The organism is Vibrio zhugei (assembly GCF_003716875.1).
Classification (GTDB): Bacteria; Pseudomonadota; Gammaproteobacteria; order Enterobacterales; family Vibrionaceae; genus Vibrio; species Vibrio zhugei.
In genome coordinates this window covers 1,058,527-1,070,361 of the sequence record NZ_CP033077.1, presented here as the reverse complement: position 1 = coordinate 1,070,361, position 11,835 = coordinate 1,058,527, and the positions used below count along the sequence as shown (strand labels likewise).

Here is an 11,835-nt window from a genome sequence, read left to right as displayed (position 1 = left end):
TAAATCCCCGTTAAGTGTTTTGTATTCTGCTTACTTGTGTGCAAATTACTGGGGATAGATGATGCAAATAAAGCCCGTGATTAAAGGGGTGATCGCAAAAAGTGCTCATCCATTAGGCTGTGAACAAGCCATTTTACAACAAATTCAACGAGCTCAAGCCGCATTACCGATAACTCAAGGTCCAAAGCGTGTTCTTATTCTAGGCGCCTCTTCGGGCTATGGGTTAGCAGCGCGTATCGCGCTGACATTTGGTGGTGCAAACGCGGACACCATTGGTGTGTCACTTGAAAGACCCCCTTCGCAACACCATACAGGTAGCGCGGGGTATTACAATAATAGATATTTTAAAAAACACGCCGAAGAAGCAGGACACATTGCGGTCAACATCAACGGTGATGTTTTTTCACAAGCCATCAAAGATGAAGTTATTGAAGCGATCGAGACCTACTTCGAAGGCGAAGTCGATTTAATTATCTATAGCATTGCGAGTGGTAAACGCCGTAAACCAGGAACAAACGACTTCTGGAGCTCATCCATCAAGCCTATCGGCAGTGCGGTTCAGGGCCAAACCATTAACCTTGAAACAGCGCAATGGGATAGCCTTGCGCTCGAACCTGCCACGGATCAAGAAGTCGCAGACACCATTAAAGTGATGGGCGGCGAAGATTGGGAAAGCTGGGTCGATACTCTCATCAATGTGGACTCCATTGCCCCAAACTGTAAAACCATTGCATTGTCTTATATGGGACCTAATATCACTCATCCCATTTATTTAGACGGCACGCTTGGACAAGCAAAAATTGATTTGCACCAAACCAGTCATGCGCTGAATTTAAAATTAGGCAACTACGATGGCGGCGCCTTTGCCGTGGTATGTAAAGCCATCATCACGAAAGCCAGTATGGTCATTCCTGGGCTGGTTCCGTACATGCTTGGTTTGTACAAAGTCATGCGTGAACAGGGACATCATGAAGAGGCCATTGACCAGATGCAACGCTTGTTTCGCGAAAAGCTCTATGGTCAGCCTATCGTGCCCGTCGATGGTGAACGGTTGATTCGCATGGACGATTACGAGCTCACTGACGAGACGCAGCACAAAGTCTCCACATTACTCAATGAGATGAACGCGAACAACTTTCAAACGCTGGGCGATTACGAGTCGTTTGTGAACACGTTCTTACAACTGAACGGCTTTGGCTTTGACAATATTGACTACCAACAGCCGGTCAACTTAAGTGAGTATGTTACCACTGAAGATAATGCCTGATAGCAGAACACACCTTGATTTTTTATAGGGCAAACACCCCTCGTTTGCCCTTTTTTGCCTTTCCCACGATATTCCCTTTACTCTCATAGGTGTGATTTCTATAATCCCCGCGTATCTACTAATCAATGAGTAAACCCATGGATCAATTAACATCCCGATTAAAAAAACTCGAAAAACAAAACTATCGAGCCTACCAGCAAATTAAAGGCACATACGATTTCGGCGATTTCACTTTGTTGATTGATTATACTCAGCCCGATCCCTACGCTCCGGCATCACGAATGAGAGCCATTCGTCCATGGTCGCCGAGCGGATTACAAGGGTTACGTGAGCAATCTGCAGAATATCAACTGGCCGCGCGAGACTTCATTGCGCGCAGTTTTGCCCGCTTTGCGCTTCAGGAAAATGCCATTGATATTGCGATGACTGGGCAAACAGTATTGGATAACACGGCGGTTTTATTCACCGATGAGGGCATTGAACTGCGCTTTCGCGTCAACTTACCTGCGGATGGTCGCAGCATTTTAGCAAAGCGTGCCCTTAACCTACTGACGTTCCATCTACCCAAATTCATTCGCCGCGCTACCATGGCGCGCGAACTTGATATGGAAGCATTAACCCACCATTGTGAAGTCATCGAAGATCAAGCCGCTTTACGCCAACAATTAGCCGAGCATGATTTATTAGCGTTTGTTGCCGACGGCAGTATTTTGCCACGTCTATCTGGCAATAGTGATTTACCGATGCAAGAAGCGGTGCCACTCACGGCCCCTGAATCCCTAGCGATGGAACTCACAACCCCTCATCGCGGTACCATACGTGGTATGGGCATCAAACGTAGCATTACCTTAATCGTCGGAGGTGGTTTCCATGGTAAGTCGACGTTATTGACCGCCATTGAACGTGCTGTTTACTTCCATATCCCCGGTGATGGCCGCGAATACATCGTCACGGATCCGCAAGCCATGAAAGTGCGCGCGGAAGAGGGGCGTTGCGTGCATCACCTTAATCTATCAAACTATATCAATCATCTGCCTATGGGCCGCGATACCAACGATTTCAGCACTCAAGATGCCTCGGGATCTACCTCACAAGCGGCATGGGTGCAAGAATCGATTGAATCCGGCGCGACAGGCTTATTGATTGACGAAGACACCTCGGCCACCAATTTCATGATTCGCGATCAGCGCATGCAAGCTCTGGTTGCCAAAGACGATGAACCGATTACTCCACTCGTGGACCGCGTCGCTCAACTTCGCGACGATATGGGCATTTCAAGTTTGATCGTCATGGGAGGCTCAGGGGATTATTTCGATGTGGCCGATACCGTCATTCAAATGCATGACTATCAACCGATGGATGTAACGGAAAAAGCCAAGGACATTGTCGCTCAATATCCAAATGCACGCGATGGCAAGCCTCATCAGCCCTTGCAACCGTTTACTGCCCGCCCCTTTCATTGTGGCAGCTTGCAAAGTATTTTGTCAGACGGCAAGTTCCGGGTAAATGTAGCCGACAAAAAAACTTTACGCTTTGGGAAAGAAAAGGTCGATGTCTCGGCCTTAGAGCAACTTGAAAGCGGCAATGAATTGCATTGTATCGGCTGGTTATGGACGCTGCTTGCTCAGCAACCTCAGTGGACCTCGAATCCTATTGAAACCATCGCTCACCTCCTTGACGACGCCGAGTGGTATCACCGAATTCCACAACATGGCGATCTGGCCAAACCCCGTTTACTTGACGTCATGGCCGTATTAAACCGCATGCGCCAAGCGCAATTTAAAGCACAATAAAGCGTCAGCGGCCCACAGAATATAAAATCTGTAGGCCGCTCATTCCGCCATTACACGTCTTTTCTAAGAATATTCCAAGCTTCGCATAACACGCGAAAGCGCTCTGCATCGCCTTTTTCTCTATCTGGGTGCCAACGCATCGCAAGTTTACGCCACGTTTTCCGAATTTCGTTGTCTGTCGCGGCCTCATTCAATTCAAACAAACGCAATGCTTGTGCACGACTAAAGTTGATCTCTTTAGGCTCATCACCACCGACAAATCGACGATAACGAGTCCAAAATTCATTCAGTAATCGTCTCACTTCTCCAGCGTTCGCTTCATAATTAGCCCACTCCATATAATAGTCGCGTAGTGGATCATCGAGATTAATATAGTGAATCGAACGACGAAACATGGGCTTCATCTCAATCTCCATCGCTTCCACCTGCAGCCATTTCTCCGGATACACCGTTTCCTGCAATTGGAATAACGCGTTCATGATCAGAAAATTGCGTTTAAACAGATCTTTCTCTGGCGAGTCATCGAGCTTGGGCATAAAACCCAGTTCGCCAAGGTGAGCCGATAGCGTATGAACCTTCCACCCCGAAGGGGTTTGTTTCAGCACTTCGAATATTGGCCAAACTAATGGGTTATCCATCTCGGTTTGTGATTTCACTAAAATAGGTTGAGTGTCTAACATAGTGCATCCATTGCAAGTAAGATTGGTCCTTACCAATCGTGATACATCAATTCATCGCACATCACACACGTCACGACTCATCGACGTCGAACCGACGCTCCCAAATGTTACCCCATTAAGAAGCTCATCTAGTAGGTTGGCAGTTATGTTCGCAACTGTCACCACCTTGACACTAAATACGCATCAGTTACTTGAAAGAATAGAACAAGCATCACGATGGCCCATTGAAAATACGAAGGATGTGTCAACCAATAGCCGTTTTTGAGACAATGACCTCATGAATGCATCGCTCTGACCAATGATCCCCTTAATGACATCACTGTTTCTGGGTATGGTGTTGTATCCACGCAAGATAAGGGTGAAAACCGTCAACGATCGGCAATTGAATAATTTCTGGGACGTCGTACGTATGCAGTGAGGCAATTAAACGCTCGACATCGCTGTAACAGTCGTACTGAGTTTTGATGACTAACAAGGTTTCATGAGATTGGCACACCTTTCCTTCCCAGACGTAATGGCTATTAATCGGCAGGGTTTGTACGCAAGCCGCCAAACGTTGCTCGAGTAACGAGGTAATCAACGTTTGCGTATTCACCTCATTGTCTGTTGTCGTCAGTACCACGCAATACCGCTCCGCTCCCATACTTCCTCCGCTTATTTATCACACTGAACAACACGCATCCCGATGTGCGCTTACAACGAGCATTCATCCTAACGCACTAGGCCAATTCTCGTAAGCACAATACATCGTAGAGTTCATTGAAATGGCGAATGGTATGGCAATCCGGGATATATATGACCTCGTCGCGATGTAATGCTTGCAAATGATAGGTTTGCACTCCGGCATTTAACCCGGCGGTGACGCCACGGAAAGTATCGTCAATGTAGATACATTCCGATAAACGATACCCCATACTCATTGCGCAATAGTGGATAAGGTCGGGTTCTGGTTTCCAACTGTTGGCTTCAAATGCAGAAAAGACTCGGTCTTTAAAACGTGCAGAAAGTCCCGCTAGCTCAAGTAACCGACACGTTTTATGCTTTGGTGCATTGGAGGCTACACACACATCAATGTTGTGCGCATCAAGCCGCGCGAGTAGCTCAACGGCCCCATCCATCGGGGCTAATTTCTGTGCAAATAGTCGCTGTGTTTGTTCTCGGTACGCTTGTTCGAGTTCATCCACATCCCAATTCAGCTCCATATAATCCAACAAACGCATCAAAATGTCGGCACTCTTCCCACCGTCAAATTGAGCCATTACTTGATCCATGGGAAGTATCACGCCTTTTTCTCGAAACAATTGATGCAGAACCTGGCAACACAATGTTTCGCTATCAATCAATGTGCCTTCACAATCAAATATCACGCAGCGAATTGAGACCTTATTCATGGTATACCCCCCGACTTTTCTTTAGTTTAGCGGCATACGATGTTGGAATAACGATACAGTTAACAACTCTGACGATTACGTTTAACAATCGCCGAATTTTCAAAGCAAGTCACTAATTTAAACTGGCGATGAAAATCAATACGAGAAAAAGTGAGAAATCTGACGCATTTTAGCGCTGGGAGGTTTCCAACCATAATTGTTGAGGACGCTTGCTGTGTGTCGCTTTTAACGTGACAATCGCGTTGATAAGATCTTGTTGCTGCGTAAAGCGAGAATTAGGCGTAAGTACACAATCTGAGATCAGCCACTCTTGCTGATAGTCGGTGACCATTGCCGCCGCACAAGGCTGCCCATCACAAAAACCAATATAGAGTTCACAGGGAGCCGACAAAATAATTTGAGCAAAGAATTCGAGCAACTCCGCTTGTGCGGTTTCGCCATCGACACGTTGTGATTGAAGCATCGCAAATAAAATGGTCAGACGATGAAAATCCACTAAATAGAGGTCATCACCAGATAGCGCAACGGGCTCAGCTTCACATGGCTCTACTGCCTGAGTTTCAAGCAATGATTGATAAAGCGCACGCCCCCGTAAACTTTGCGACGTGGGATGCTCTACTTCCACCTGCTGATGTAACCATTGATTTTTTACTGCGACAATTGTCGGCATAGACACATTCATAGGCGCTCTTATTTCTGGTTATTTATTCACAATATAACGATTTTACCTGTAGAAGCATACTGACCATTCCTATACTCTACAAGTCATTCAGTCATAAACGTTTGCAATCCGGACCTTGGGATATAAAACGCCGACTGCTATCATTAAAAATAAAATATGGATATCCATTTATGTTAAAGAAAATACTCAGTGTCAGCTTACTCGCCTTTATTCTAAACGGCTGTGATAATAACGAAGTTGGCGATGTCAGCTTGGGCATGTTTACCACGAAAGATCTCAAAATAGATATTCTCAAAGATCCCGACATTCCTGGCGTGACCTGTCATGTGGCCTCGGTAGAAGCCAATTTAAGCTTTTCCGATCCTAGCGATAGCTCCATTGCCTGTCGTCAAACCGGCGAAATTACCCCGGAGATGCTCACCAATATTGATAAAAGTAAATCCGGCGAAGTCCTGTTTAAAAAATCCAAAAGTATCTTCTTTAAGAGTATGAGAATTCGCCGTATTTTTGATGTAAGAACCCAGACACTGATGTATATTTCTTATACAACCAAAGAGACATCGGGGTCGTTCAAACACAGCCTATCAACCGTCCCATTATGGGGAACAAAAGCGTATGGCGCCATCACGCTAGAACACCAATAATCCCACTATTTAGTTTGATATAATTAATGAGCTATAATTGAATTCAATTATGTTACACTCTGCGCTAATACAGTTGATGCATCATATTTGTACGTTCAATTGTGATACTTGATCTCGGTAGTAGGAAAGCATGTCATTAAGCCATCATGGATTATCCTTGGAGAATTTATCTCCAGAACATAAGCAGCGTTTCAATCATATTTTGGAAGTTTTTTCTGAAGGGCTCTTTCATTTGGACAACCAAGGCATCCTCACATTTTTCACCCCTGATTTTTATACGCAATTTGGGTTTAAGAATACGCAAATCACTTATGAAGAATGGGTTGCCGTTGTCCACCCGCTTGATCGACACATTATTGACAAGGTGTTTACGGATTTCATAACTCATCTCCTACCTGGTGAGCAAAAAAACTTCCAATATCGTTTGCGTAAGTTCAATGGTCAATACACTTGGATAGAGTCTAACGTCGTATCAAAAACGGAAAACGGTGAGACATTCATGGTCGGGCGTCATTGCGACATTTCCGACCAAAAGCTAGTTGAATCGTATCTTCGGCAAACCGCTTACTATGACAGCGCTTCTGGCTTAGCGAATCGAGCAAAGCTCTTGATCGATATTGAGAACGCAAAAAAAGACGACATTGATTATACGTTATTATACATCGCGATTGATGATTTGCGTTCTTATTTTAATCAGTACGGCTCCGACGTTTCGCAACATTTGCTGCAGCATATTTTAGGTGCTATCCAAACCATTCCTAATGGCGTCGTTGAGTGCTATCAAATCCGTTCTGATGATATCGTCGTTCTGATTCGTGACCATAATGACAGCGCGGAGCTCCAACGACTGTGTCAAACGGTACATCAAGAGTATGCGCGTGCAATGAATGAGCATGGTCATTTATACGGCGATAAAATGAATATCGGCGTCTATCCTAAGATCAGTAATGACATCAATGCCGAGCAAATCATTAATATCGCATCTCGGACTTGCCAATATGCACGAGAAAAACAAGCGTCACCAATCGAAATCTATGCAGGCAAGACTCAGCGTCAAGTCGATCGCTTTTTCTTCATTGAGCGAGGCTTAAAAGAGGCATTAAACTCCAAGTCATTGAAAGTAAAATTTCAGCCCATTATACATGCGGAATCTGGAGAGGTATCGAGCTTTGAAGCCTTAGTCCGTTGGCGCTCCAAAGAATTTGGGGAAATCTATCCTGACGAGTTCATCCCTATCGCGGAAAAGAAAGGATTGATTAGCGAATTAGGCTATCAAGTATTTAGCAAAGCCTGCCAGTTTATCGTACGCTACAACAAGCAACACGGCACGTCAGTAAAAGTAAACGTCAATGTCTCGGCCCTACAACTGTTGGAACTCACTTTCCCCGAAAATATTCAATCTATCGCCAAACAAATTGGGATTGTCCCTTCTTCAATCGTTTTAGAATTGACGGAAACGGTCGTGCTCGATGGCAACCGCAATGCGATAAACCAGTTAATCAAGTTAAGCGACATTGGCTTTCAGCTGGCTTTGGATGACTTCGGCACTGGCTTTAGCTCCATGAACAGTTTCTTCGATTTGCCATTGAATCAAATTAAAATCGACCGTTCTATGGCAGTGAAAAGCATGGAAAATAACGCCATGCACGACTATCTCGCCTTCATTATTAATCTCAGCCGAGCAAACGGGATTCATATCGTTGTTGAAGGGATTGAAGATCAAGCCATGTATAAGAAGTTCTTGTCACTAGGCGCGGTCTACTTACAAGGCTACTGGTTATCCAAACCCCTATCCATTGCAACAGCCAGTCGTTATTCCCTATACACTCAGTCTTGAATCAGTCAATTCAGGCCAAAAATCAAAAACGCCGTAGAGAAGACGCCACGGCGTTTTGCATTATACCCGTTCGTAACGTCGTACCCATACTAATCCACATAGGCCCAAAATCATGATAATACCTATGCTACCGCCTCCGCCGCTACTGGATGATGGCACCACGACTGGCGTTCCTGCAGAAACCACCCGCTTGCCATCGACAGTCGCCACATAATATTGTGCGCGCACCTGTCCAGCCATGACATTTTGTATCCAACTGCGAAAATCGAAGAGCTCAGTGAATACGGACACCACTGGCGCACTTTTATCACCACATACTGACGAGTCATAACTGGTAAGCCCGATTTGTCTATAAACGCCACTTTCCAATAGGTACACCGGACCACCAGAATCACCGGAACAGGTGGCGTGTTTGTAGTCATCGCCACTATCGAGAGCGCCGTCGAAAAAAATCTGTGAATCGGTTACTGAGGAATAAAAACTGCTGCGACAAGTACTTCTATCCACAAACGTCAGTGACGTTTTCAAGAGCGTCGACGCACTCGCGCCTGACGGCTCTGTCCCGTAGGTCAGCCCATGACCAATCGCCACGTAATCCCCACCTGAAGGATAACCATCATTATACGTAAAGCTCAGCAAGTTTGAGTAATCACTGATGTTAAGCGGTTGCTCTAACTCTAACAGCGCAATATCTTGGCTGAAGGGTGGTTTGTCGATAAAGCCATCCGGATAATAAAATGCTTTCACCCGAGAAAATTGTATATTGCCATCAGGGAACTACGACTCGTCTTCTACTTGTGGAGAGACCACGGTGTACTTTAAGACATTATCGTTTCCCACCACACAATGAGCAGCGGTCAACGCAAACCGCGCATTAATGATGGTCGCGCCACAAAAACTTTGTGATGAATAAAAGTTAGGGTTGAGATATAAAAATAAGCTCGCGAAAGAAGGATAATTATTAATATTGACGTTATCGCCATTAATAATTTGCGGCTTAATTTGATACGCATGGGCCTGCACCGTGAGCAGAGCCAGTAGTACATAGAATTTAGAGAGTATTTTCACTTGATGACCGACTAGATTAAAACTTCATGCTTCTATTCTAGAAGATTTCTAGTGAATTATCTTATATAAATTAGCAACGTTATTGGCTTAATGCTTTTTCATCAACGCGCTATTCAGGGATAATGCGCCACACAAGCTGTGGCGCATTACGTCTATTTAGCCGCGGTAGTAACGCTGTGGTACGAATGGCATGCGAGTCACCAACATCGGTAGCTGTTTGCCTCGGACTTCCGCAAAAATTTCAGTATCTAATGCCGTATACTCAGCATCAACATACCCCATTGACACAGGTTTTCCTGCTGTTGGCCCAGCGGTACCACTGGTTACCCGACCGATCACATGTCCCTCGGCATTCAGCAGCACTGTTCCCTCTCGGACGGGGGCTTTGGTCAATCCAACCAAGCCAACCCGTTTGCGTTGAACATCACGAGACTCTATTTGTGGCAAGATAATCTCAGCGCCCGGGAACCCCCCTTCACGCTCACCGCCTTTACGACGCTTAGGACTGATAGCCCAAACCAATCCCGCTTCAACCGGAGTCGTGCTCGTATCTAAATCATGACCATAGAGGCATAATCCACACTCTAAACGAAGCGAATCACGGGCGCCAAGGCCAATCCATTCGACTTCTTCACAGGCCATTAGATATTGTGATAGTGAGGCAGCCTGAGTGGCAGGCACCGAGATTTCGTAACCGTCTTCTCCAGTATAACCGCTGCGACTGACTGTACACTCGATCCCGTTAATCTCAAGCTTTTGTATGTCCATAAAATGCATGTCACTGACCGCGGGCTGAAAGCGTGCTAAAACGTCAGCCGCTTTGGGCCCTTGCAAAGCCAATAGTGCATAATCCTCTAATACATCGATAGCGATATCGGCCGGAAGCTGACATTTAAGATGAGTAATATCGGCGTTTTTGCAGGCTGCATTGACGACGAGAAATAAGTGGTCGCCCATATTCGCGATCATCAGGTCATCTAAAATCCCACCTTGTTCATTGGTAAAAAACGCATAACGCTGCTTACCAACAGGCAAATCCACCACATCCACCGGAACCAGTGTCTCTAAATACTGAGCAGCCTCATTGCCACTAAGGCGAATTTGTCCCATATGAGAGACATCGAACAAGCCAGCCGCATCACGAGTATGCAGATGCTCTTTTTTCACCCCCAGTGGATACTGCACTGGCATCTCATACCCTGCAAACGCCACCATTTTGGCACCCGCTTCAATGTGTTCAGCATAAAGTGGCGTTTTCTCTAACAGGATAAATTCAGCATCCGTCGCTTTCGTCATGGTTTACTCCCTACTCCTACAACGAGCGGCCTTTCATAGTCACCGCTTCCGTCCTTCAATAATGTTTATCATCCATTACCGTACACCGTGTATCGCGAACCCCGCCATGCGTATGCCATTAGGTAACAGCTCCATTCCATCGTAAACATGTTGATTTACGGTTATTCTTCAGTAAATCAACTCCAAAAGCAATCGTTTGCATTTATTATAAGAAACTTTATTGACTAACCCGCACTGGTCACCCACAAGATTAATGCATCTTCAGCACTGGTTGAAACCAGCATGTGCCCCATATTCGCGTCGTAATAAACACTGTCACCTTCATTAAGCGTAACGGGCTCATAAAATTCGCAATAAAAAGTGATCTCTCCACTGAGCACTAACAAAAACTCTTCCCCACCATGCCGTATCCAATCACTATACTCAGAAAATGCGCGCGCCCGTACCCGACTCTTAAATGGCATCATTTTTTTCTTTGAGAGTTGCGTTGCCAGCAGTTCGTGTTCATAGGTCTGTGTCGGGTGCGGTTTACCCATCGTTTTTCTGGTAATGTCACGGCGCCCTGTCGCTTGAATTTTCTTAGGTGGCTCAAACAGTTGAGGCATATCAATATGCAAACCATGTGCTAACTTTTGCATGGCTTGGAACGTCGGTGAAATCTGCTCATTTTCGATCTTGCTCAACGTGGAGCGTGCTAATCCGGTTTGTTGGCTGGCTTCTTCTAATGTCATGCCCAGTTTGGTGCGAATCGATTTGATTCGCTCCCCCAGTTTTAATGGCGTAACCTCTGCTTTTTCTTCCGATTCTCTCGCGACTTTCATCGAAGGATACTCATCCACTATCGTTTTAGACATGCCTGTATTTACACCATAATTCACTCGTTCACTTGCTATATTGCATGAAACATTCTCCCCTTACACGCTTTCCTTAAAATAATGTGCGATCTCTAACACACATGCAAAAAGGTTTCCTATAAGAAACCTTTTTTATTGATCATTATTCAGCCACATAGTATGTTCTGCTCATAAGGCGTTTAGCAGACACGTGGATGAATGCATAGAACGAAGTTTCTTATTCAAGTGGCGATCACTTGAAAGATTTTGGATGAGTGACAGTGAGACACGATTTATCACAGCTTACCCCGACCTTAAGCGCTTTACGCTGGAATGTGTACGCG

At 45.4% G+C, this 11,835-nt stretch carries 10 protein-coding genes and 1 pseudogene; 4 read left to right on the top strand and 7 right to left on the bottom strand.

What is annotated here, in order from left to right; translation table 11 throughout:
* The first annotated feature begins 61 nt into the window (after positions 1-61).
* On the top strand, positions 62-1,267 hold the full coding sequence (gene fabV / locus EAE30_RS04910; RefSeq protein WP_123014928.1) for an enoyl-ACP reductase FabV: 1,206 nt from the start codon (positions 62-64) through the stop codon (positions 1,265-1,267).
* A 137-nt stretch (positions 1,268-1,404) separates the two neighbouring features.
* Entirely contained in the window at positions 1,405-3,060 is a 1,656-nt protein-coding gene (locus tag EAE30_RS04905; protein WP_123014927.1) for an ABC-ATPase domain-containing protein, read from the top strand.
* A gap of 50 nt (positions 3,061-3,110) precedes the next feature.
* Here EAE30_RS04905 and EAE30_RS04900 read toward each other — a convergent pair whose 3' ends face one another.
* The 4 genes from EAE30_RS04900 to EAE30_RS04885 form a co-directional block, all read right to left on the bottom strand.
* Positions 3,111-3,740, bottom strand: coding sequence for a DNA-J related domain-containing protein (locus EAE30_RS04900; RefSeq protein WP_241967543.1), 630 nt, complete (start codon positions 3,738-3,740; stop codon positions 3,111-3,113).
* Between the two features lie 316 nt (positions 3,741-4,056).
* Positions 4,057-4,383, bottom strand: a complete 327-nt coding sequence (cutA, locus tag EAE30_RS04895) for a divalent-cation tolerance protein CutA (RefSeq protein WP_123014926.1) — start codon at positions 4,381-4,383, stop codon at positions 4,057-4,059.
* Positions 4,384-4,459: 76 nt separating this feature from the next.
* Positions 4,460-5,131, bottom strand: coding sequence for an HAD family hydrolase (locus tag EAE30_RS04890; protein ID WP_123014925.1), 672 nt, complete (start codon positions 5,129-5,131; stop codon positions 4,460-4,462).
* A 169-nt stretch (positions 5,132-5,300) separates the two neighbouring features.
* Complete coding sequence (locus EAE30_RS04885; RefSeq protein WP_164711794.1) at positions 5,301-5,801, bottom strand: hypothetical protein; 501 nt, start codon at positions 5,799-5,801, stop codon at positions 5,301-5,303.
* 182 nt (positions 5,802-5,983) lie between these two features.
* Between EAE30_RS04885 and EAE30_RS04880 the strand changes: the two genes are divergently transcribed.
* Together EAE30_RS04880 and EAE30_RS04875 are read left to right on the top strand one after the other, a co-directional pair.
* Complete coding sequence (locus EAE30_RS04880; protein ID WP_123014923.1) at positions 5,984-6,457, top strand: CreA family protein; 474 nt, start codon at positions 5,984-5,986, stop codon at positions 6,455-6,457.
* Between the two features lie 130 nt (positions 6,458-6,587).
* A complete protein-coding gene (locus EAE30_RS04875; RefSeq protein WP_123014922.1) occupies positions 6,588-8,294 on the top strand; it encodes a GGDEF domain-containing phosphodiesterase in 1,707 nt (568 codons plus the stop codon).
* A 60-nt stretch (positions 8,295-8,354) separates the two neighbouring features.
* Here the strand turns inward: EAE30_RS04875 and EAE30_RS04870 are convergent.
* From EAE30_RS04870 to EAE30_RS04855, 3 genes and pseudogenes are all read right to left on the bottom strand, one after another.
* Positions 8,355-9,317, bottom strand: a pseudogene (locus EAE30_RS04870) (S1 family peptidase).
* Between the two features lie 201 nt (positions 9,318-9,518).
* Positions 9,519-10,658, bottom strand: a complete 1,140-nt coding sequence (gene gcvT, locus EAE30_RS04860; protein ID WP_123014919.1) for a glycine cleavage system aminomethyltransferase GcvT — start codon at positions 10,656-10,658, stop codon at positions 9,519-9,521.
* Between the two features lie 224 nt (positions 10,659-10,882).
* Positions 10,883-11,512 (bottom strand): helix-turn-helix domain-containing protein, encoded by a 630-nt coding sequence (locus tag EAE30_RS04855; protein ID WP_123014918.1) that lies wholly within the window; start codon positions 11,510-11,512, stop codon positions 10,883-10,885.
* Between the last annotated feature and the right edge of the window lie 323 nt (positions 11,513-11,835).

Bases quoted from the DNA above. Each gene is read 5' to 3' on its own strand.
- gcvT (WP_123014919.1), bottom strand. From the start codon at position 10,658: ATGACGAAAGCGACGGATGCTGAATTTATCCTGTTAGAGAAAACGCCA.
- EAE30_RS04905 (WP_123014927.1), top strand. From the start codon at position 1,405: ATGGATCAATTAACATCCCGATTAAAAAAACTCGAAAAACAAAACTAT.
- fabV (WP_123014928.1), top strand. From the start codon at position 62: ATGCAAATAAAGCCCGTGATTAAAGGGGTGATCGCAAAAAGTGCTCAT.
- EAE30_RS04890 (WP_123014925.1), bottom strand. From the start codon at position 5,131: ATGAATAAGGTCTCAATTCGCTGCGTGATATTTGATTGTGAAGGCACA.
- EAE30_RS04885 (WP_164711794.1), bottom strand. From the start codon at position 5,801: ATGCCGACAATTGTCGCAGTAAAAAATCAATGGTTACATCAGCAGGTG.
- EAE30_RS04900 (WP_241967543.1), bottom strand. From the start codon at position 3,740: ATGTTAGACACTCAACCTATTTTAGTGAAATCACAAACCGAGATGGAT.
- EAE30_RS04880 (WP_123014923.1), top strand. From the start codon at position 5,984: ATGTTAAAGAAAATACTCAGTGTCAGCTTACTCGCCTTTATTCTAAAC.
- EAE30_RS04855 (WP_123014918.1), bottom strand. From the start codon at position 11,512: ATGTCTAAAACGATAGTGGATGAGTATCCTTCGATGAAAGTCGCGAGA.
- EAE30_RS04875 (WP_123014922.1), top strand. From the start codon at position 6,588: ATGTCATTAAGCCATCATGGATTATCCTTGGAGAATTTATCTCCAGAA.
- cutA (WP_123014926.1), bottom strand. From the start codon at position 4,383: ATGGGAGCGGAGCGGTATTGCGTGGTACTGACGACAACAGACAATGAG.